Annotated in this window: 22 protein-coding genes and 3 pseudogenes; 15 read left to right on the top strand and 10 right to left on the bottom strand. The window is 44.2% G+C overall.

All coding sequences use genetic code 11. The annotated features are described in order from the left end of the window. From STRDD11_RS04360 to STRDD11_RS04345, 4 genes and pseudogenes are all read right to left on the bottom strand, one after another. A partial coding sequence (locus STRDD11_RS04360; RefSeq protein WP_241209313.1) for a TraX family protein occupies positions 1–272 on the bottom strand: 272 nt, incomplete at its 3' end. A gap of 147 nt (positions 273–419) precedes the next feature. Further along, positions 420–800, bottom strand: coding sequence for a class Ib ribonucleoside-diphosphate reductase assembly flavoprotein NrdI (locus tag STRDD11_RS04355; protein ID WP_128835776.1), 381 nt, complete (start codon positions 798–800; stop codon positions 420–422). An 8-nt stretch (positions 801–808) separates the two neighbouring features. Next, positions 809–1,789: a sensor histidine kinase gene (locus STRDD11_RS04350; protein ID WP_128835774.1), complete on the bottom strand. Its 981-nt coding sequence runs from the start codon at positions 1,787–1,789 to the stop codon at positions 809–811. Next, positions 1,773–2,458 (bottom strand): annotated as a pseudogene (locus STRDD11_RS04345) (response regulator transcription factor). The gene STRDD11_RS04350 and the pseudogene STRDD11_RS04345 overlap by 17 nt, the downstream one beginning before the upstream one ends. A 163-nt stretch (positions 2,459–2,621) precedes the next feature. On the opposite strand from STRDD11_RS04345, the gene STRDD11_RS04340 reads away from it, so the two are divergent. The 8 genes and pseudogenes from STRDD11_RS04340 to STRDD11_RS04305 all read left to right on the top strand — a co-directional run bounded on the left by STRDD11_RS04340 (position 2,622) and on the right by STRDD11_RS04305 (position 9,432). Next, a complete protein-coding gene (locus tag STRDD11_RS04340) occupies positions 2,622–3,836 on the top strand; it encodes a DUF2974 domain-containing protein (protein ID WP_128835772.1) in 1,215 nt (404 codons plus the stop codon). Positions 3,837–4,164: 328 nt separating this feature from the next. Continuing rightward, positions 4,165–4,541, top strand: a pseudogene (locus STRDD11_RS04335) (hypothetical protein). Between the two features lie 142 nt (positions 4,542–4,683). Next, complete coding sequence (locus tag STRDD11_RS04330) at positions 4,684–5,115, top strand: hypothetical protein (RefSeq protein ID WP_128835770.1); 432 nt, start codon at positions 4,684–4,686, stop codon at positions 5,113–5,115. A gap of 140 nt (positions 5,116–5,255) precedes the next feature. Beyond that, positions 5,256–5,695, top strand: a pseudogene (locus tag STRDD11_RS04325) (hypothetical protein). Continuing rightward, positions 5,682–7,358 carry a cutinase family protein gene (locus tag STRDD11_RS04320; RefSeq protein ID WP_128835768.1) on the top strand — a complete coding sequence of 559 codons (1,677 nt, stop codon included), beginning with the start codon at positions 5,682–5,684 and terminating at the stop codon, positions 7,356–7,358. Before STRDD11_RS04325 ends, STRDD11_RS04320 begins: the two are co-directional and overlap by 14 nt. A gap of 1 nt (position 7,359) precedes the next feature. Beyond that, a complete protein-coding gene (locus STRDD11_RS04315; RefSeq protein ID WP_128835765.1) occupies positions 7,360–7,674 on the top strand; it encodes a hypothetical protein in 315 nt (104 codons plus the stop codon). A gap of 4 nt (positions 7,675–7,678) precedes the next feature. After that, positions 7,679–7,981 (top strand): hypothetical protein, encoded by a 303-nt coding sequence (locus tag STRDD11_RS04310; RefSeq protein ID WP_128835763.1) that lies wholly within the window; start codon positions 7,679–7,681, stop codon positions 7,979–7,981. 254 nt (positions 7,982–8,235) lie between these two features. Then, positions 8,236–9,432, top strand: coding sequence for a ferredoxin reductase family protein (locus STRDD11_RS04305; protein ID WP_128835761.1), 1,197 nt, complete (start codon positions 8,236–8,238; stop codon positions 9,430–9,432). A 439-nt stretch (positions 9,433–9,871) separates the two neighbouring features. On the opposite strand, the gene STRDD11_RS04300 is transcribed toward STRDD11_RS04305, so the two are convergent. Both STRDD11_RS04300 and STRDD11_RS04295 read right to left on the bottom strand, forming a co-directional pair. Then, the gene (locus STRDD11_RS04300; protein WP_128835758.1) at positions 9,872–10,588 is read right to left on the bottom strand and encodes a suppressor of fused domain protein; all 717 of its coding nucleotides are present in this window, start codon (positions 10,586–10,588) and stop codon (positions 9,872–9,874) included. 489 nt (positions 10,589–11,077) lie between these two features. Further along, positions 11,078–11,647 carry a hypothetical protein gene (locus STRDD11_RS04295; RefSeq protein WP_128835757.1) on the bottom strand — a complete coding sequence of 190 codons (570 nt, stop codon included), beginning with the start codon at positions 11,645–11,647 and terminating at the stop codon, positions 11,078–11,080. A gap of 156 nt (positions 11,648–11,803) precedes the next feature. Here STRDD11_RS04295 and STRDD11_RS04290 point away from each other — a divergent pair, with 156 nt between their 5' ends. The 3 genes from STRDD11_RS04290 (at position 11,804) to STRDD11_RS04280 (ending at position 13,794) form a co-directional block, all read left to right on the top strand. Then, complete coding sequence (locus STRDD11_RS04290; RefSeq protein ID WP_128835754.1) at positions 11,804–12,331, top strand: DUF2975 domain-containing protein; 528 nt, start codon at positions 11,804–11,806, stop codon at positions 12,329–12,331. Positions 12,332–12,343: 12 nt separating this feature from the next. Continuing rightward, on the top strand, positions 12,344–12,571 hold the full coding sequence (locus STRDD11_RS04285) for a helix-turn-helix domain-containing protein (protein ID WP_128835753.1): 228 nt from the start codon (positions 12,344–12,346) through the stop codon (positions 12,569–12,571). Positions 12,572–12,717: 146 nt separating this feature from the next. Beyond that, positions 12,718–13,794 carry an Abi family protein gene (locus STRDD11_RS04280; protein WP_128835750.1) on the top strand — a complete coding sequence of 359 codons (1,077 nt, stop codon included), beginning with the start codon at positions 12,718–12,720 and terminating at the stop codon, positions 13,792–13,794. Positions 13,795–13,910: 116 nt separating this feature from the next. Here STRDD11_RS04280 and STRDD11_RS04275 read toward each other — a convergent pair whose 3' ends face one another. Then, positions 13,911–15,182: a DUF6287 domain-containing protein gene (locus tag STRDD11_RS04275; RefSeq protein WP_128835748.1), complete on the bottom strand. Its 1,272-nt coding sequence runs from the start codon at positions 15,180–15,182 to the stop codon at positions 13,911–13,913. Positions 15,183–15,329: 147 nt separating this feature from the next. Beyond that, a complete protein-coding gene (metG, locus tag STRDD11_RS04270; protein ID WP_128835746.1) occupies positions 15,330–17,327 on the bottom strand; it encodes a methionine--tRNA ligase in 1,998 nt (665 codons plus the stop codon). Positions 17,328–17,797: 470 nt separating this feature from the next. On the opposite strand from metG, the gene STRDD11_RS04265 reads away from it, so the two are divergent. After that, the gene (locus tag STRDD11_RS04265) at positions 17,798–18,286 is read left to right on the top strand and encodes a DUF805 domain-containing protein (RefSeq protein WP_128835744.1); all 489 of its coding nucleotides are present in this window, start codon (positions 17,798–17,800) and stop codon (positions 18,284–18,286) included. A 70-nt stretch (positions 18,287–18,356) separates the two neighbouring features. Here STRDD11_RS04265 and STRDD11_RS04260 read toward each other — a convergent pair whose 3' ends face one another. Together STRDD11_RS04260 and STRDD11_RS04255 are read right to left on the bottom strand one after the other, a co-directional pair. Further along, positions 18,357–18,989 (bottom strand): DUF421 domain-containing protein, encoded by a 633-nt coding sequence (locus STRDD11_RS04260; protein WP_128835742.1) that lies wholly within the window; start codon positions 18,987–18,989, stop codon positions 18,357–18,359. Further along, positions 18,986–19,438 (bottom strand): DUF3290 family protein, encoded by a 453-nt coding sequence (locus tag STRDD11_RS04255; RefSeq protein WP_128835740.1) that lies wholly within the window; start codon positions 19,436–19,438, stop codon positions 18,986–18,988. Before STRDD11_RS04255 ends, STRDD11_RS04260 begins: the two co-directional genes overlap by 4 nt. A gap of 137 nt (positions 19,439–19,575) precedes the next feature. Here STRDD11_RS04255 and STRDD11_RS04250 point away from each other — a divergent pair, with 137 nt between their 5' ends. From STRDD11_RS04250 to STRDD11_RS04240, 3 genes are all read left to right on the top strand, one after another. Then, the gene (locus tag STRDD11_RS04250; protein ID WP_128835738.1) at positions 19,576–20,403 is read left to right on the top strand and encodes an exodeoxyribonuclease III; all 828 of its coding nucleotides are present in this window, start codon (positions 19,576–19,578) and stop codon (positions 20,401–20,403) included. Between the two features lie 11 nt (positions 20,404–20,414). Further along, positions 20,415–20,801, top strand: a complete 387-nt coding sequence (locus tag STRDD11_RS04245) for a bleomycin resistance protein (protein WP_128835736.1) — start codon at positions 20,415–20,417, stop codon at positions 20,799–20,801. 280 nt (positions 20,802–21,081) lie between these two features. Continuing rightward, entirely contained in the window at positions 21,082–21,699 is a 618-nt protein-coding gene (locus tag STRDD11_RS04240) for an N-acetylmuramoyl-L-alanine amidase family protein (protein ID WP_241209312.1), read from the top strand. Positions 21,700–21,816 lie beyond the last annotated feature (117 nt).

The following is a 21,816-nucleotide window of genomic DNA, read 5'->3' as shown; positions in this document are numbered from 1 at the left end:
TCCTGAAAGAGCAGAGTCAGGATATAGTTGCCTGTCTGCATCAGGGCCGCCCAAAAGAAAAGGCGCAGACTGTAAGACAGGCGGCTGCGGGTGTGAAGGAAGCCCTCGACGGCCAGAAAAGCAAATGCCGCTCCGACACAGCGGGTCAGGGCATGCAGGACGCCCTCCCAGCCAGCCGGCACCAAGCCCGGTATCACGCTGATATGATCAAAAACCATGAGTAAGGCCATGGCCAATTTTAACTGAAAAGCTGTCAACCCTTTTTCTTTCATCATCATTTACTCCTTCTTTTGATAAGTCTATGATATAAAAAAAGAAAGGCCGGTGCCATAACCTAACCTTTCATTTAGCAGTTTTATTCTTACATTTTTGTCACTTTGAAAATCCTGCAGAAACCTCTGTCAAAAATAAAACAAACTTTAGTGGTTTTTATGAGCACTTTCAGCCATCTGTAACTGTTCTAGAAAGATTTTGACCGCTTCCCGGTCCGCTTCTGTCCCTGCTCTCTCTATATTTCGGATATGAGTCAAGCCATACTGCTCTACAATCTTATCCGTTGCTCCGCAAAAGGTTCTGGGGTAGCGCTTTTGATCCCCATTCATGACAAAGCCTTTTATCAAGTGTCCGTATTTTTTTACAAAGCGCTTGGTCGTCCAGGGAATTTGCCCGCGTCCGCTATTGCGCGTCACTAAAATACAGGGGCCGTCAAGCTTTTTCAGCACAGACTGGCTCGGCAGTCCCAGACTCTGAGCAAATCTCTTCCCCTGACCGGTCAGACTATCATATACTGCAGTCAGCATATTCCCTCCTATTCAAATACCAGCTTCTTTTCCGAAAAACTAATCTTCACAGTGGTCCCCCTGCCGACCTGAGATTCCAGCGTCAGCTGATGTCCCAGAGCATCTGCGATTTTCTTGGACAGATAAAGCCCCAGACCCGATGACTGGTGGGTCAGACGGCCATTGTAGCCCGAAAAGCCGCGCTCAAAGACCCGCAGCAAATCTGCATCCTGAATGCCCAGCCCCGTGTCCTTGATATAGAGCGTATCTTCCTGAAAGTAAATCTCAATACTGCCTTCTTTCGTGTATTTAAGACTATTCGACAGGACCTGCTCTAAAATGACGACAAACCACTTCTTATCCGTAACAATGCTCTGCTCCAAGTCATGCAGGTCAAGACTGAGTCCCTGCTGGATAAAGAAAAGCGCGTACTTCTTGACCACTTCCTTGACCAAGTCTTGCACATTTTCCTTTTTCAGCACCAAATCTTCGTGAAAGCTCTCTAAGCGAAGATACTGCAGGACCAGATTGACATAGGATTCAATCTTAAAAAGCTCCTGCTCCAGCTGTTTTTTAGCAGGCTGGTCTTTCAAATCTCCAATCAAGAGTGAGCTGGCTGCGATAGGGGTTTTGATCTGATGGGCCCAGAGCGTATAGTAATCCAGCAGGTCATTATATTTTTCCTGTTCCAGCAGGACCTGATTTTTCCTGTCCAGCTCAAGCAGAGCCACCTTTTCCTTGAGCAGGCTTTCCAAAGCTGACTGAGGATTGCCGGCAGCATAGAGCAGCTGACTGCGGTAAGCTTTGTAGTCGGCCCAGGCATCCGCACTGATAAAAAGGGCAGACAGAAAGCAGAGCACCAGCGCCACATACTCCAGCAGGTTCTTGCTTTCATAAAAAACAAAAGCAAAAAAGAGAATAACCCCCAGCAGCAAGAACAGCATAACCAGGAAAAAACGGCGTGAGTAAAGATAATGTTTTAAAAAGAAAAATCTATCCCGCATGTCCATTGAGCAGACCGTATCCTATTCCTTTTTTGTTTCAATGAAGTTCTTCAGGCCGTATTCCTCTAATTTCTTGCGCAGGCGGGCTACATTGACCGACAGGGTGTTGTCATCAATGAAAAAGTCGCTGTTCCAAAGGTCCCGCATCAAGTCATCACGCGCCACGATGCTGCCGGCATGCTCAAAGAGGATGCGCAGAATCTGAAATTCATTTTTAGTCAGGGTTATCACATGGCCCTCATACATGAGATCCATGGTTTTGAGATTGAGAATGACTCCTTGGTATTCCAAAAGACTCTGGTCCGTTCCAAACTCATACGAACGGCGCAGCAGCCCCTGAACCTTAGCCAGAAAGACATTGTTGTCAAAAGGCTTGGTCACATAATCATCTGCCCCCATATTGATAGCCATGACAATGTCCATGGACTGATCACGGGAAGACAGAAACATGATAGGCACCGTCGAAATCTTGCGGATCTCCTGGCACCAGTGATAGCCATTAAAAAGCGGCAGGCCGATGTCCATGAGGACCAGATGCGGCTCCTCCTTGACAAAGACGGTCAAAACCTGCATAAAATCTTCCACAGCAACCACCTGAAAGCCCCACTGCTCCAGCATTTTCTTTATCATCTGACGGATAACCGAATCGTCTTCTACCAATAAAATCTTATGCATCTTTCCCTCCCAATTACTTGCTAGTTTCATTATACCAAAAAAATTCTCGTATCCCATGTATCATCCTCAGTCTGAGGTAGGATTTTTCTGGAAATAGGAAACAATCTTATAAAAATATGCTATACTAAGCTATATATAAGATAGAAGGAAACGGAGATTGACGATGGAAATGATTTTTGACTATCTGGAGCAAAGGGCCTATGACAGTATTTACGACCAGCCTTTCAATGAACTGGATTTCCTGATTCTGACTGAGCTGACCTACCTGCCTTTTGATCAGATTGTCGATGCAGAGCTGTCTCCCAACAGCGATTGCCGCCTGCTGGACACGGTCGAAGCCATGCCTCAGGAGCTGTCCATGATGGTGACCAAAAGCCGGCTCAGACTCTTGGAAAAAGCGGCGGCCAGCACTCGTTTCAAAAACAGCAAACTCATGGGCTATGTCAACGACATTGACCCCGATGTCCAAAAGCAGTTTGCAGCCCTGATTTTCAAAATCAAGCCAGATACCTATGCCTTGGTCTTCCGCGGCACAGATGACTCCATCATCGGCTGGAAGGAAGACTTTCACATGACCTACATGGACCAAGTGCCGGCCCAACAGACTGCAGCTAACTATCTGCGCAAGGCCATGCAGCTGCTCCCGGGAAATTTCATTCTGTGCGGTCACTCCAAGGGGGGAAATCTGGCCTCTTATGCAGCCAGCCAAATGGAGCCGGATGATCAAGAGCGGATCCAAGCCATTTACAGCTATGACGCTCCCGGCCTCAACCACGCAGTCATTGAGAGCGCCGGCTATCAGGCTATTGTAGACAAGCTGAGACGCTTCCTGCCTCAGAGCTCGATTGTCGGTATGATGCTGGAAACACCTAAGGAAGCTCAGATTGTCAAAAGCAGCGCCATCGGCGGCTTTGCCCAGCACAATACCTTTTCTTGGAAGATTAAGGATCAGGCCTTTGTCCTCACGGACACGCTGGCCGCAGACAGCCTTCAGACAGACAAAACACTGAAAAACTGGGTAGGCAGTGTTTCGGATGACGAGCTGAAAGATTTCTTTGATCTCTTTTTTGGCCTGATTCTTGATGCCGGCATCACTTCTATTAATGATTTTTCAAAAATCGAAAACGTCAAAAAAGTGCTGGCTATCTTCAAAAATGCCAACAACCTGCCAGCCGAAGAAAGTGACAGATTAACCCAGCTGGCAAAGCTGCTGGTAGATATGCGCTTCCAAAGCTGGAAAGAGGACATCAGACTGCCCAGCCCGACGGCCATCGGTAAGGATATTGGCAAAAACATTTCCCAGCTGACCCAGCGCCTGCCCTTTATTGGCAGAGAAAAAGAGACCCAGCCAAGCTCAAAACTGACAGAGGACCAATAGCCCTATCCTACCTGGAAAATGGCGGTGGGACAGAACTAAATCTTTAAAAATTTAGTTCCCTTCACTCTCTTGTTTCTAAGCTCAGACTGAAAAGGTTCCCCAAACCTTTTCACTCCCAGCCCGCGAGACTGAAGGACTTTTTATACAGTATCTTCCAAAAGATCCATCCCTCAGTGGGTGAGGACACAGCCATCATGGGAGTCTGTCCCACCGCCATTTTTTGGGTATAATAAAACTAACTTCCGTATATCTAGGAGGATTGACAATGAAAAAAGGCAGAATGTTTATGCTGGCGGCAACTGCTGCTCTAGTCGTAGGAGGAACGATTATGACAGTTCAAAATAAAAGTTTGTTCACTGATGGAATTTTCGATTTGAGAAGTCCAAGAGAAAAACAGTTGACTTACTTAAAAAACATGAAAAAGACTTGGCAGATTTTGTGAAGGCTTTAAGTCCTAAAGTTGAAAGCGTACAGTTTGATTGGGACAGTATGGAAGTTGGTCAGGTAGGAAATGGCACTCCACAAGGTGGTGGTTACATACTAACTCTAAATGGAAGGGTAAATAATATAAAAGAAACTGAATTTACCTTGGGGATCCCATTGGATCGAGATGCGGATAGTGTTCCGAAAGAATTAGGGATTTCTGAAATGCAGCCCATAAGAATTTTAAAAGGAGATGTTTGGGAATACTATGACGAAGAGTAACTTACAAAACTTTGATAATTTTTATGCAGATTTAGCGCAGTCAGCACAGATAAATAACCGGCGAGAATACTTTTCAAAAGTATTTTTTTAATACATTCATGATATAATAATAGTGACTTCTCTTTATCTAGGAGGACTGACAATGAAAAAAGGCAGAATGCTTATGCTGGCGGCGGCGGCTGCTCTAGTCATAGGAGGGACGATTCTGACGGTTCAAAATAAAAGTTTGTTCACTGATGGAATTTTCGATTTGAGAAGTCCAAGAGAAAAACAGCTGTCTTATCTGAAGGCGCATGAGAAAGAAATTGTAGATTTTGTAAAATCTTTAAATCCTAAAGTTGAGTCTGTTCAAATTGCTTGGGAAGAAACACGTTGGGAAGAAATAGGAAATGGAACACCGCAGGATGGAGGTAATGTTATTCGAGTTTTTGGTGGTTTTAATCATATCAAAGATTCAAGTTGGAGTGTTTTGGTCTATATAAAAGATGGAAAGAACAATGAAGAAGATTTTATTGAAGGAATTGGAAGTGGGAGTCCGCTTCGTGTAGGAGGAAGAGGTTTTGACGAAGAGTAATTTAAAAATGTTTCATAATTTCTACGCAAATTTAGCCCCGTTTGTAAATTTCATATTTTACGGAATACTTTTCAAAAGTATTTTTTTAATGTATTCATGATATAATAATAGCAACTTCTCTTTACTTTGGAGGATAAATAATGAAAAAAAATAGATTAGCTATTCTTGCAATAGCAACCACTCTAGTCATAGGAGGGACGATTATGACAGTTCAAAACAAAAGTTTGTTCACAGATGATATTTTTGGTTTTCAGAGTCCAAGAGAAAAACAGTTGACTTACTTAAAAAACATGAAAAAGACTTGGCAGATTTTGTGAAGGCTTTAAGTCCTAAAGTTGAAAGCGTACAGTTTGATTGGGACAGTATGGAAGTTGGTCAGGTAGGAAATGGCACTCCACAAGGTGGTGGTTATATGCTAACACTTAGGGGAAAGGTGAATAATAATGATAAAACAAAATTTATGATTGGTCTTTCTTTGGATAATGATGCTAATAGTATACCAAAAGAATTGGGAATCTATGAAATGCAACCCATAAGAATTTATCGGGATGGAGGTTGGTATTACTATGACGAAAAGTAACTTAAAAAATTTTGACAATTTTTATGCTGATTTAGCTCAATCCGCTTATACAGGTCGTCCAAGTAATTTTCCACCAGATAACAATTCTAAAGATTATCAGCTTTTTGATTTCTCAAAAGATGCTAATTTTTACAACAAGGATACAAAGCAGTGGGAAATCACCCCCGGCGGAAAAAATCTTGACCATGACGGCAAGCTTTACCTGCAGCCGGATCCGGATTTGCATACTGTAGAAGAGACGATGGATTTGCAAGTTCCTAATCCTAATGGTGGGTATCATCGAGAAAAAGAGGTCGTCAATCGCTATCAAAAAGGGCTTTTAACCGATGAAAAAGCAGGCTTTAATGCCTATTATTTAACAGATACTCCGACTCTGGGTAAGGATACCAAGAAAACCTATATGGCCATTCGAGGCAGTGATGGTATTAGTTTAGATAATTGGAACGACTGGGTTGATAATGATGCTCAGTTTGCTATTAATCATATTCATATTCCACAAGCAAAGTTAGCTACAAAAGGAATGAAAGTTAAAATCGCAGAGATGAGTGAAAAAGCACCAGATGCTAAGATGGACCTTTCAGCTCACTCGCTAGGAACTATGGTCTCTGCTCAAGGGGTTGCCGGCTTAAGCGATCAGGAACTGGAGAAAATCGGCAAAGTCGTCCTGTTTGACGGTCCAGATACGACTAAGAGCTTAAAGAAAATGGGACTCAGCGATGAGAAAATCAAAAAAATCAGCGAAAAAATAGAGTATTATGTCAATCCCTTTGATATGGTAAGTATGCTCAATCGGGAACATACTATCACTCACCTACCTGATGATTCCAATGAACCACTTAAAAAGCCAGTTGGTAAAGTCAATATTGTGGTTCCCTTATACTATACCCAGAGCTTTGATTCGGAGAGTTCTCATGATTTTGGTGTTTTTCAGAGTGATGGCAAAGGCAGCTTCCTCGTTGCTTCTGAGAATTTTCACCCAGAGCTGCTGAGAGCGGGAGAAAAGCTGGCGCGTCTAATTGCCAAAACTCTGGACGCTCTTCGAAAACTGGGAGTTAATGAAGAAACTGCTTCAAATATATTCAATTCTCTAATGAATGGAGATCTTCCTGATAGGGCTGTTTTGGGGTATGCCTTCTATCATCAATTTGAGACAGAATACAAGGAAATTATTAGGGTTGCTCGCTTGGAATCTCTGACTTGGGATCGTGAAGCTATCACTCGCTACCAGCATCAACTGAAAAATGGCGGTCTGTCAGGAAATGATAAAATCCTAGTGCAGGCCCAGCTCCTGCAGACGGCGGCTCAGCTGGCTATCTTTGAGATAGAGGGAATGGTCAAAGGAGCTGATAAGCTAGTAGCCAATACCAAAGAAGATGTTCAGGAAATTGTCAACAGTGCGGAGCCAGAGGCTTTTGGCCTGGCCAATTATTTGAGCGATGCTGAAGTTCTGGATCTGCTGGCTGATTTTAAGATGAGCAAATTCTGGGACGAAAGTATCGAAGGAGAGACCAAAAAAGCCGCGGCCGATTTTCTGACTGAGATGGAGCAGCTGGGCATGACTCTGGTCAGAGCCAGTCAGGAGTTTACCTCTGCCGATCAGGCAGCTGCTGTGGACTTTGACGGCCTGATAAAAGATACCAAGAAAAACTGGAGGAGCAATTAAGATGCTGATTGTTCATGATGATGCGCTCTTTAGCAAGGCGCAGTTAGAGAAAGAATTTAAAGCAAAGATGAAAGAACAGGAGCGGGCAGCCATCCAGGCCCTGCTGGTAGCCAAAGAGCTGCAGATTGGGGCCAAGTATATGGAGCTGGAGACTCAGCTCGGTCTAGCCGCTTCCAATATGAAAAACTATGCCTCTCAGACCTATGTCAATAATATCAAGGAAGGCTTTTCCGGCGCTGCAGCTCAGGCCGCTGAGACCTACCTGACCCAGCTGCAGGCCCCTTCTCTCAAGAATCCTATCAAAGCAGGAGGGTGAAGCAATGCTGGATAAGAAAGAAAGGGAAAAACTGGAAGAAGAGTATGGCCGCAAACTGCTTGAGCTGGAAAGGACGGAAGTCCGGCTGGATGGTTATTATTATAAATTCGAAAGAGAGACGGCTGCCCTGATGGAGAAGCTCTCCTATGCTTTCAGAGGAGTATCCTATGAACCTGCCTGGCAGCACCTTTCGCAGATAGAGGACAATCTGGATCAATACCATCAGCAATACAAAAAACGCCTAGATGATGTGCTGGAGGCGCGCTATCAGGAAAATCGACGTTTTCAGCAAAAGCTGGACGAGTAGACTTGCCCTTCCGCCGGCCGTGCCTTTTGCCCTAAAATTTCCCCAAAAACAAGCCTAAGAATAACTCTCCTGCCAATTGGCTTCAGCTGCGGCTTTCCTGCAGGGGAGCTTTGTTTATCTTTGGAATGGCTGATGCTTATTTTTCCAACTCCCACCATTCAAAACAAGCTCATATCTTGACAGCTTGTTTTTTCTTTGTTAGAATGTAACGAGTTTATTTACAACTAATTAGTATAAAAACCGATGGAGAATCAATGAAATCAATTAAAGGAATTGCCCTGATTGCTGTTAGCATCATCATCACTGTCTTTGCCTGGGCGGCAGCCGGTATGACCAACTTTATCGTGCCAGGCTTGGCCTTGACCACCCTGTCTCTGACCTTTCTGCTGGCCACCCGCAATGCTCTTCTGGAAAAGTGGTTCCACGGCATTGAAAAGATGTACTTTTACCATAAGTTCACCGCTATCTTTTCGGTCATCCTCCTAGCCCTGCACAATGTCGCCATGGGCGGCAGCATCTGGGGGTCGCATCTAGCAGCCCAGCTGGGCAATGTCGGTATCTATCTCTTTATCAGTATCGTTGCCATGGCCTACATCGGGAAACGGATCAAGTATGAAGTCTGGCGCTGGATCCACCGGGTCGTGTACCTGGCCTATATCTTTGGCCTCTTTCATGCCTATATGCTGACGGGCGGGCAGCTACTGACACCCAGCCTCCTCAGTCTGGTGGTCGGTCTCTACGCTGTCATCGGCCTTGCTTCCGGCTTTTATATCATCTTTCTCTACCAGACTCTGGCTTTCAAGCATCTGGGGAAAATCCTGCAAGTCAAGCGGCTCAATCATGACACCGTTGAGCTGAAAATCCAGCTGAGCCAGAAGCTGGACTATCAGTATGGCCAGTTTGCCTTTATCAAGATTTTTCAGGAAGGATTTGAGAAAGCGCCCCACCCCTTCTCTATCTCGGGCGGCCATGACAACATCGTCTACTTTACCATTAAAAACTCCGGCGACCACACCCAGAAACTCTATGAGCAGATTAAGGAAGGCACCAAGGTTACCATTGACCGGGCTTACGGCCATATGATTCTGGAGGAAGGACAGGCCAAGCAGATGTGGATTGCCGGCGGGATCGGTATCACTCCCTTTATCTCCTACATCCGGGAAAATCCAGCTCTGGACCGCCAGGTCAGCTTCTACTATGCCTATACCGGTCAGGAAAATGCCGTTTATCTGGATCTGCTGCAAGACTACGCAGCCAAAAACCCGCTGCTGGACCTGCATCTGGTCGACAGCAAAACCCAAGGCTATCTGGATTTCAGCGATTATCCCTTGGACAATGACACCACCGTCTTTATGTGCGGCCCGGTCAAGATGATGGATAAATTCGCCGAAGATTTCAAAAAGAATAATCCCAAGGCCGATTTGGTTTATGAAGGATTTAAATTCAAATAGATCTTCCTGCACAAAAGCCATCACTTACACCTCCCAGCCAAGGAGAAACAGCCTATCATAAAAAAACCAAGCAGCTTTGGTTTTTTTAGTATCTTTGATTTGCACTCTTTGAACATCAGAACCAACCTTCCTTACCTCCAACAGTCTGAGAGACCGTTAGAGGTCGGGGATAAGGCAACTGCCCTTTGTGTCAAAACAGTCTGGCGGAGTCTGAGACAGACTCCCATGATGGCTGCGTCCTCACCCACAGAGGGATGTATCTTTTAGAAGATACCGTATAAAAAGTCCCCCAACTTCATATATTTTATCGTTTAATTGCAAAATGCAGTGATTGAGTCCAGAAACCCGAAAACGAGGCAAGTCCAGTGGAGGTTTTGAGGCGGCAGATAAAGTTTCCCTAAGGATGTAATCTCTTCAATTTTCAAAGAGGATGAAATGGCTACACAAGCGATTCCCGCTCATAGTCCGTCACATCACTGCCCAGCTGAGCATAGAGAGCCTGAACAGTCAGCTGGCCCTCCATAATCTGCTGCAGTTCCGCGTCTGTAACACCGACCAATTCGACAAATTCCACCAAACCGTGAGCCGTCTCCAAGACCTGAGCCTCAGGATCCGGTACGGTGATAAAGCCCGTCAAAGCAGATGCCTGCTCGCTGTCAAATCCCAGCATCTGACCGGTATAGATATACTCAAAGGGCTGATAGACTTCTCCCGTTTCAAAAGTCCTGCGGGCAAAATCCTGAAAAATAGTGACAATATTGATAAATTCATCATTGGGTTGGTAGTCCCCCTTTTTCAGACGCAGGGTAAATTCAAAACCATAGCCGCTGTAGTCTGTATCTTGACTGACTTTTTCATAAAGCTCAGACAGACCATAGCTGACTAAATGCCAGACATCACCGGCATCATAGACATCAACGCCGTCCAGCGGATCCGGTCCGCCCGACCGCCATTTGACAATCGCCTCAATGTGGTCCACTGGCTTCCGATTATTATAAATGCGGGCAAACTCCGTCGAAATAGCCTCCCAGCCCGGAGCTTCCTCATAATCAGCAGCAGCTTCTTCCGCTTCTGCTTCGTCCTCGTACTCTTCATAGAAGACTTCCTCTGCTTCCTCATGTTCTGGCTGTTTTTTAAAAAAATCAAAAATTCCCATTGCTTCCTCCTTGCTAAATTTGAAACCAGTATAGCACAAAAAGCGAGGAATAGATTTTATGGTAGAGCGAAAAGACGGCAGGCTCCCTTTTTGAAAAATGAAGCAGAAAATGAAAATCAGGAGCAGCATCATACACTGTTCCTGATTTTTTCGGTCAGCTCTAATAAAGCGGAGAAGGATAGATGACGGCAGCCTGGCCCAAAAGCAGCTGCCTCACCTCTGTCAGATATCGTCATTTATTTTATCTTTTATGACGTCGTTAACTCGCCTTTCCGTACGCCAGTACAGCTGACACTTCCTAACGGAAGCTCTATCTGCTACCTCAAAACCTCCACTGGAGGTTTTGAGCAACTCGCTGCCCTATCGTCCTACATTTTAAGCGATAGGCTGAAACTGTCTGGGGGACAGTTTCACTGCTAAAAGCAAAGGAAAAGACTATAAGAGCCAAGCTTCAGTGCCAGTGTGCATGAAAGTTCTACACCCATCATCCTACTGCTTTTTGGAAGCATTTGAAGCCAGCATATAAGACAATTTTAAGATGTTTGCCAGCTTATCGCGTGTTTCTCTCATTCTTTGCAGATAGGGCTCTATTGCTTCTGCTGACACTTCTAGGTCATCCGGCCCATATTGTGACAAATTATCGCTAAAGGTTTGTTTTGACGCCTCGAATTCTTGCAGGCTTGCCTGCGCTTCATTATCAAAGCCGGATTTTTCTGAGTCTGGGAGCTTCTCTCTGATTTCTTTGGAATATCGGATGTAGTTGTCCACGAGATTGTTATACAAACCCTTCAAATCCCCAAGCGTGCGTACATTGGCAATTTCTTCATCCGTAATCAAGACAAAGTCCGGAGTTTCTAAATTTACACTTGACGAGGTGCTTGAATCACTGGAGCTGCTGGATGAAGGGCTGGATTTGGAAGCTTTAGAGGATGGCTTCACCGAACTAGACGATGCCTTGCTCTCTGAAGATTTAGAAGGAACAGACAGCTTGCCGTTAGCACATGCTGCCAAAGTCGCTGCTGCCAAAAGAGCCAAACTGATAGAAAAGATTTTTTTCATAGTGATCTCCTTAAATAGTAAACATAACTATTATACGATAAAAAGAGTAGGTTGTCAAAAGCCACCAAAATTATTTATTGTTTTTCGATAAAAAATTATTGACTTTCAGAAATAACGGAGATATAATAAAATTGAAAGAAAAAGGAGGCACACAAGATGAAAAGCAAATCCCTAAAAGACAATAAATTTCTCAAAGATGTCCTCACGCTATTGAACGTCATCATAATTGGCTATGCTGCTATACTGGCGGCGACCAGTATCTTGGCGGTCATTTCCGGAACCGGACTTTTTGACAGGATGGGAATGAAAGTGGATGTTCAGATTCAGCCTGCTGCTGACTTTTCAGATTGGCGGGGCATCTTGGCCTTGGCGGCAAACCTTCTCACGGCTGGTCTGATCGTCTACCTAATCTATCTGGCTCGCAATTTTATCAAAAACCTGATTGAGGGAAGGATTTTCGATCCCAGCAATACCAGACTGGCCGACCGAGCTTGGAAGGTCTTCCTAGCCCTGACCTTCTTATCCATCAGGATGACTGCGACCGGCCATCTCCTCCAGCCTCCCTTCTCCCTCGATGCCAGCATGAGCGCTGTTCCCCTGCTGGGTGCCCTCATTATCTGGATTTTGATGAAAATCCTGGAAAAGGGTATCGAAATTGCCCAAGAGAATGAATTTACCATCTAGGAGGCCGCTGCTATGATAATCGTCAATCTCGATGTCCAGCTGGCCAAAAAAAAGATGAAGCTGGGAGAGCTGGCCGACATCATCGGCATCACCAATGCCAACCTCTCCATCCTCAAAACCGGCAAGGCCAAGGCCATCCGCTTCACCACCCTCAACGCCATCTGCCAGGCCTTAGACTGCCAGCCGGGGGACATTCTGGAGTATGTGGGGGAGGATGAGAGTGGGGGATATTTTAGATAGACTAATCCCCACTTTAATTATTTCAATTATGATATTTAAATATCTTGTAAAATCAAAATTTCTATGGTAAAATGTAGTTAGATTAGAAGTCATCGAAGGTATGGAAACATATAACTAGATGGCCTTTTTTATTATGTAGGAATTATATGAAAGATAAAATATTTGAATTAAAGCACTTTAAGGATTTTATGCCCTTAGAGATAGATATAGCTAACAAAGAACTTCTCGTTTATCACCCAGTATTAGCACCAACAGAACTTAAAAAATCTATTGAGCCCTCACTAGCAGAAGAAGATTTATACAAACATATGCGCGATAACTCTAACTGGTCTTTTTCTTTTGCAGAAAACCGGGAGTTTTATAAATCAGATTGCATCGATTTTTTGAGAGACACCGATTTCCAATCATTTTCCCAGTATGGCAAACTTACAAATCGCCAATATTTAAAAGCTAAAAGAGCTTATTTATTCGATAGTTATCTAAGAAATTTTCTTCAGGAGATTTTAGAACGTATAGAAATATTTTTGAAAAAAAGTACTTCAGACGCAATTACAATCGGCTATAATAAACCAAACTATATTTTTGAAGATGATGATTTATACTATGCAGAAGGTAACAAATACAGTAAAACCAATCCTAAAAGAACTGAACAAGTTTTAAAAACAAAATATCATTTATCACGCTTGATTCTTGAAAAGAAAGAAGATTCATTGATTCAAAACCAGATTAATGAATATGGAGTTGTTCTTCCTTGGACAGTATTTCGTTTTATGACATTTGGAAATATTGCATCGTTTTTGGTTGCACTACAGCCTAAATATAGAAATAAAGTAGCAGACTATATCAGCATGAGATTGAAATCGGGACATCAGTTGCCAGCTAAATTATTACTTTCTTGGTGTAATTCCTTGCGGTATCTAAGAAATTTATGCTCTCATAATAGTCGGCTCTATCAACGATTTCACACTACACCACCAAAAATTCATCATATTTATAAAACAATTCTTAATGAAAAATCAAAAGAAATTCTAGATATTGAAAAAACATTGTTTGTTTACTTTTTGATAATGAAACATATTGTGTCGGCGATGTCTAGTGAAACACAGAAATTCTGGCAAAAAAAACTAGATAAACTGAAAGAAGAAAGCAGAATTAAAGAAGTTGAATTGGAATATTACGGCTTTCCAATGGATTGGTATGATTTATTAAAAATTCAATCTTAAACTTTTCAAATAGGGACGAAGCTTTAAAGAACATACTCTTTAAAGCTTTTTCACAAAAGAAAAACAAACTACTTTTAAAAATAGTTTGTTGTTTTGCACATTTTTTAGAAGAAAAATCATTTTCTGTAAAAATATGATTGCTCAGGAACTGCGCCAATATTCTGACCAATAACCAATCTTGGTTTACTAGAGTCTGAATAATCGCCATAGGGATTTGTAAATCCTTTTTTAAATAAAGCTAACAAAGCGCCTGAATTTCCTGAGCGAATATTCAAAGTTGGGAGTTTCGGATTAGAGGTTGAATTTATTGAAAGTGTTTCACCCCTATTTGTCGTTCCATCAGAATTTATAACAATTTCGGCTCCCTCTCCATTTACCCATGTTCCTGCTAAGGTTGAGAAATCCCCCGATAAAATTGCTGCTATATTCAAATCTTTCTCATTCTCAGAAACTGTTTGGTATCTTTCCCACCACTTATCATGGTATGTTCTATAACTTATTTGATTTGATAAACCATAAATCAATCGTTTTTCCTTAGTAGTTATTCCATCTGGCCCCACAACATTTTCTGGAACTAAAGTTAAAATAAACTCCTGTTCCTCTATTGCTATTGAATTTGCACCCACAAAATAGACTTCATAATAATCGTTGATTTTTTGAGGGAGTTTTGCAGTATTCAACTTGTAGTTTGCATGGGAAGCACCACTCCAAAACTTCCATTCATTTGCTTCTTTATTTTTTGATATATTTGGAAATACACTTGTTTTGTTCTGATAATAATCTTCAGGGACATAGCCATAGAGAGTAAATCCTGAGTCTGCTATAGATTTTTCTAAATCATCATTTGAATAGGTTCCCGCAAAAGCGGATAAATCTCCTCCAAGTATTGCGTCTTCACTTTCTTGTTTACTTGTCTTAAAATACTTTTCTGTATTTGCAAAAATCATTTCATGATTAGGATTTCCGTCGGACATTGTAACAGTAACCACCGGCTTATCCTCTTTTTTATCACTAAATATCTTAATAGAAATCGTAAAATCCTTGTAACCATCTGATTTCTCCATTTTTGTTGTGGACACTTGATTGTTCTTCTCCATCCTCCACTCTGTTTTGAATGTTGCAGATGCCTTTGTATCCGGAGAAGTCTGATATTCTATTTTCCATTGATTATTTTCAAGAGTGATGGTAGCAGAGTTGCCATCGCTAGAAACATAGTCTCCTGCGATATTATTCTTATTCATTGTCTGACTTACTGCCTGATTCTCAGCACCGCTAGAGTTTTGAAAAAAAGAGCGTAAAACAAAAAAATAAGATAGCAAACCAAATATAAGTACTCCAACAAAAACTAGAAATAATTTTAAATGAGTCTTCCTATTATTTCCTACCATTCTTTAAAATCTCCCATTTTAAAACTTTTTCAAACATTCTTATTATAGCTCTTTCCCTGAAATTTTGCAAATCAATATATAAATTACAAAAACCCCAGCAAACTTGCTGGGATTATCCTTAATCTTGAATTGTTTTGGGCAGGTTTTTTAGCCTATCAAACTGCCATTCGGCACCTTCTCATCCACGGTCAGGAGGGTCAGCTGGTCGCCGTATTCGGCTGAGAGGATCATGCCTTGGCTGAGGCGGCCCATCATTTTGCGGGGTTTGAGGTTGGCCACGATTTGGACCTTCTTGCCGACCAGTTCCTGCTCATTTGGATAGTATTTGGCAATGCCGGAGAGGATTTGGCGGTCCTCACTGTCACCGGCATCCAGGCGGAACTGGAGCAGTTTGTCTGAGCCTTCGACCTTTGCCACTTCCTTGACCTCGGCAACGCGGATTTCCACCTTGTCAAAGTCGTCAAACTTGATTTCCTTGCGGTTGAGGGTCAGCTCTACTTCTTCTGGCTGCCATTCTTTTTGCTCCGCCGGCTTACCGCCTTCCATCTGCCCTTTGATATAGGCGATTTCCTCTTCCATATCCAGGCGCGGGAAAATCGGTGTACCCTTGGCAGCAACGGTCAAACCGCTTGGCAGGTCAGCCAGTTTGAGCTCTTCCAGCGAGCCAGCTTCGGGCAGTCCCAGCTGGCTGAGTACAGCCTTACTGGTCGCCATCATGAAAGGCGCAATCATATGAGCTACCACCCGCAGGCTGGCTGTCAGATGGCTCATGACTGCGGCCAATTCAGACCGCTTGGCTGGGTCCTTGGCCAAGACCCAAGGCGCTGTTTCATCGATGTATTTATTGGTACGGGAGATCAGTGTCCAGACAGCTTCCAGAGCCCGCGGATAGTCCACTGCTTCCATATACTTGTGATAGTCAGCGATAGAGGCGGCCGCCACTTGCGCCAGATCTGTATCAAAAGCCGTCACATTTTCTTCATAGCTTGGCACCTGACCGTCAAAATACTTGTTAATCATGGACACGGTGCGGTTGAGCAGGTTGCCCAGGTCATTGGCCAGCTCATAGTTGATGCGGCCGACATAGTCTTCCGGCGTAAAGGTGCCATCAGAGCCAACCGGCAGACTGCGCATAAGGTAGTAGCGCAGGGCATCCAGACCATAGCGCTCCACCAGCATTTCCGGATAGACCACATTGCCCTTGGACTTGGACATCTTGCCATCCTTCATGACAAACCAGCCATGGGCAATCAGGCGGTCCGGCTGCTTAAGTCCCAGCATCTTGAGCAAGATAGGCCAGTAGATAGAATGAAAACGCAGAATATCCTTGCCGACCATGTGAAAAACTGTCCCTTGATTCCAAAACTTGTCAAAGCCAGCATGGTCTTCCTGTCCGTAACCCAGAGCTGTCGCATAGTTGAGCAGGGCGTCAATCCAGACATAGACCACATGCTTAGGATTGGACGGCACCGGCACACCCCAAGTAAAGGTGGTCCGGGAAACAGCCAAATCTTCTAGGCCTGGCTCAATAAAGTTCTTCAGCATTTCATTGAGACGACCCTCCGGTGAGATAAAGTCTGGATGGGATTTGAAAATGTCAGTCAGCCAATCTTGGTACTTACTGAGGCGGAGGAAATAGGACTCCTCTGACACCCACTCGACCTCATGACCGCTGGGTGCAATCCCGCCAGTCACCTGACCATTTTCATCACGGAAGACCTCAGCCAACTGACTTTCAGTAAAGAATTCCTCGTCTGAAACAGAATACCAGCCGGCATACTCACCCAGATAAATATCATCTTGGGCCAGCAGGCGCTCAAAGACCTGAGCCACCACTTCCTCATGATAGTCATCCGTGGTCCGGATAAACTTATCATAGGAAATATCCAGCAAGTTCCAGAGTTCCTTGACACCGACAGCCATACTATCGACATAGGCTTGTGGGCTGATACCGGCTTCCTCAGCCTTGGCTTGGATCTTTTGCCCATGCTCGTCCAGACCGGTCAGGTAAAAGACATCGTAGCCCATGAGCCGCTTGTAGCGGGCCAGGACATCACAGGCAATGGTCGTATAGGCAGATCCGATGTGGAGCTTGCCGCTGGGATAGTAAATCGGCGTGGTAATATAAAAATTCTTTTCAGACATTGTCTTTCTCCTTACGAGGCAAATGAGACCTCCATTTATTCAGAAATTGCTGTTTATCAAGCTGAAAAACAGCAAACTTCAACACTTTATTGTATCACCATTTAGAAAATAATACAATGAATTTTCAATTTGCCCACGCCATCCCGGCATGCTTAAAGAACAGCCTAGGCTAAAAATATAAAATAATCTGCAATGTTTATCTGTTTATTACATAATATGATCTGCCAAATCATTTAGAGTATTATGATGATTCATGTATATGCTGATTTTTGGCGGAGAGCTTTCGACTTTATACGGTATCTTCCAAAAGATTCATCCCTCTGTGGGTGAGGGCGCAGCCGTCATGGGAGTCTGTCCCACCGCCTTTTATAGTGGCGTCTGCTTTTAAAGACTCCATTTATTTCCCCAAGCTGTTGTCATTTCATCCTATATATAGTATACTAGGTGAAAAATATAAGGGGAACTATCACATGTTTGACGCATATAAGAAATTTTGGAAGGGCTATGTTGATTTTACTGGCCGTTCGACTCGTTCGGATTATTGGTTTGCTGTTTTAGCCAATGTTCTTTTATTTATCCTATTCTATGCAGTTCTTGGCATTCTGGCAGTTATAGATGTCTCTGCCAATCAGGGAGCCAGTAATTTTGGAATCATTACATCCTTAATATTGCTCACGGCTGTTACCGTTTATATTATCGCAGCTCTCCTTCCATCACTGGCTATCCGTATCCGGCGCTTGCGCGATGGCGGCTATCACTGGGCCTGCATGTTCCTCATTCTGATTCCAGGTATTGGAAGCATCATCCTTTTGGTCCTGATGTGCCAACCAAGCAAATATGAGTACGCTCAGACCTACAATAATCAAGGCTATTCAGATTATCAGAACGCTCAAAATCAGCAATCTGTCCAAAATCCTTATCAAAATCAGTCATCAGACCAAAGTCCCTTTCAGGATTAAGAGTTTTAAAAAAATCAAAACAGCTTCTCCGAGCCGGAGGGCTGTTTTTTGACTGCATTGACAGGATTGCTTAATAAGTCACCACTCGGATCAGTCCCTTGTCATACTCGGCGATGAAAATATCAGAAAGACTGCTGTAGCCGTCTTTTTCCAGAGTTTCCAGCAGCCATTCCTCACTGCGGCCGATGGAGTCTAAGACATCCAGCTGGATAACGCCGTCAGTGATAATCGGATACTTGGGATTTTCATCCCCCATCTGCACGACAATGAGCTGGCCGTTTTGCTCCAAAACTGCGCGCTTGACCAGTTTAAGCTGATAAATGCCCTGCCCCCGCAGTTTAAGAGCCACATCGGAAGCGGACAGCCCGACCGAACGGCAGGCTTCTACATCTAATTTCCCATGTTTGATCAGAACGGTGGGACTGCCGTCAATCATCTGCTTGACAAAATGGCTGTTGGTTTTGAGCCACTTGAGCGTCAGCACCAAAATCGTCCAAATGAGAAGAATGACGGTGTACTGCAAAATAGTGATTGCTGGATTGTAGATGACACCGCCGATAATGCCGCCCAGCACATAGTTCTGTACTTGGTCGCTGGCCGAGTTGGGCGCCAGATTCCCCTTGCCGGACACATTGATGACAAAGACCAAAGACAGCAGCCCCAAAGCCAGCTTAATCGCCACATCGAGATAAGAAAATGTCATTGTTCAACCTCCACTAATTCTACATCTGCATCATATAACTCTATCTTTTCCAGCAGATAGGTATCCTGCTCACTGCCGCTGATGGCCCGGTAAAAAGAGCCCTCTACCTTGACAATGGCGCCGTCCGTCGCGGCTGATGTATTGACATAAACCTCCGACTTATCAACCTTGAGCTCCTGAGATACGACTTCGATGAAATGGAGTGATGTACGAAATTGGTCATCAGAAGCCTGATCGGTCTGGTAATTGCCGATGCCGACCAAAACCAGGGTCACCACTCCCAAGAGCAGGATAATCACCAGCTCGCGGTACTTGCTGTCCCGCTGATTTTTATAAGCCTGAACGGAAACATAAGCCGTCACCAAAAGCAGCAGGCTCAAGGCACCCAATAAAAGCCAGTTCTGGGTCGAAATCTGGCTTAGCACATAATCATAGGAATAAAATTTCATGACAGCCTCCCTTTTCTAGGATTATTATAGAAAAATTTTCAGCTTTTTTCAAGCCAACTTTCAGCCCTTTTGCTATAAATAGGGCAGTATTTTTGTTATAATAAACGGAGCAAATGCATACTAGAAAAGGAAATCCTATGAAACTCATCTCTTGGAATATCGACTCTCTCAACGCTGCTTTGACCAGCGACTCAGCGCGGGCTCAGCTGTCTCAGGCTGTCCTTGCGACCCTGCAGGCTGAGCATGCCGATGTGATTGCCATTCAGGAAACCAAGCTGTCGGCCAAAGGCCCGACCAAAAAGCACATCGAAATCTTAGAAGAGCTCTTCCCCGACTACCAGCATACCTGGCGCTCCTCTGTCGAGCCGGCCCGCAAAGGCTATGCCGGAACCATGTTTCTCTACAGAAAAGAGCTGACACCGACTGTAACCTTCCCAGACATCGGCGCTCCTTCTACCATGGACGCAGAAGGCCGCATTATCACGCTGGAATTTGACCAGTTCTTTGTCACCCAAGTCTATACCCCTAACGCTGGTGACGGTCTCAGACGCTTGGAAGACCGCCAGATTTGGGACCAGAAATATGCGGATTATCTGGCTGGGCTGGATAAGAAAAAGCCAGTCCTCGCTACTGGTGACTATAATGTCGCCCATCATGAGATTGACCTGGCCCACCCGTCCAGCAACCGCCGCTCTCCCGGCTTTACGGATGAAGAGCGCGCCGGCTTCACCAATCTGCTGGCCAAAGGCTTCACCGATACTTTCCGCCACCTCCACGGCGATATTCCCAATCAGTATACTTGGTGGGCGCAGCGCAGCAAGACCAGCAAAATCAACAACTCAGGCTGGAGAATTGACTACTGGCTGACCAGCAATCGTGTAGCTGACAAGGTGATCAAGTCTGATATGATTGACTCCGGTGCACGCCAAGACCACACACCCATTGTCATGGAGATTGAACTTTAAGGAGAAAACAAATGGACTATCAAGCTGTCATTCCTGAATTTGTAGTATCTGACATCGAAAAATCACGCCACTTCTACTGCGACCTGCTGGGATTCTCTGTCGAATACGAGCGTCTAGAAGAGAAATTTCTCTTTCTCTCGCTTGAAGACTGCCAACTTATGCTAGAAGAAGGCAGCGCAGAAGAATTAGCTCAGCTGACCTATCCTTTCGGGCGCGGTGTCAATATTTCCTTTGGCATTGCGGATGTGCCGGGCCTTTATCAGAAATTGCTAGAGGCGGATTATCCCATCCACCGGCCGCTGATAAAAAGGGAATTTAGGGTAGAAAACACAATAATTTATCCCCAGGAATTTGCCGTTTTAGATCCGGACGGTTATTTCCTGAGATTTACGGAATGAAATGAAGAGGCAGACACCTTGCTCCAACAGTCTCCCAGACCGCTGAGCAACCTGACACTTCCTAGCGGAAGCCTTATCCGCCACCTCAAAGAGGCTGGGACGAAAGTCCTTCAGCCTCGCTTTGTTTTGGTAAAAAACTCTTGACACTACTAAAAGCAAACTAAAAGACTATAGTTGAATAATTATAAAAAATATGTTATTTTAAGGTAGGAAACGTTTACAGACTGTGAAAACTCCATTCTCTGTTTATCGTTTACTTCATTAAAAAAGGAGACGGATGATGAAAAGAAAATTAGCTGCGGCTCAGCTGGTACTGGCTGGAGCGCTTTTGACTGCAGTGACTGTTCCCATAGGAAATCCTGTACAGGCCCAGATCAAACCAGTTATTGTCAATAAGACAGACGGACAGTGGATACAGGATGCTAATGGTTGGTGGTACAAATACACTGACGGCAGTTACCCGCGAAATAAATGGGATCAAATTAACGGAAAATATTATTACTTCAATGTTCACGGCTATCTGCTCACGGGCTGGCAGCAGCTGAAGGGCTTCGGGGATTATAAGGAAACATCTTGGTATTATTTCGATCCTACTAATGGCGACATGCAGACTGGCTGGCAGAACATCAATGGCAAGTGGTATTATCTAGACCCAGCCGAGGGCTACATGCTGACTGGGGTACAGCAAGTCGGAAAAAACAACGAATGCTATTATTTCCATCCAACAAATGGCGATATGCAGACTGGCTGGTATAAATTACCCGGAACCCTCGGTCATCCTGAGCCAGCTTGGTTTTACTTCGACCCAGCAGATGGCAGTATGGCGACAGGCTGGAAGCAGATTGACGGCAAGTGGTATCAGTTTGATTCATTGGAAGGTTTTCTAATGACTGAATGACCATTGACTGGTTCGGAAAAGGAGTATCATGTACCAGCTCCAATAAAAATAAAGAAGCAATTTAGGGAAGCTCTAAAAGGAGGCTGAGACAAAAGTCCTTCAGTCTCGCTTTGTTCT

Origin of the sequence: Streptococcus sp. DD11, assembly GCF_001578865.1 — a bacterium.
Classification (GTDB): Bacteria; Bacillota; Bacilli; order Lactobacillales; family Streptococcaceae; genus Streptococcus; species Streptococcus panodentis.
Note: the sequence above shows the minus strand (reverse complement) of the source record. Positions and strands in the feature narration are given on the sequence as shown.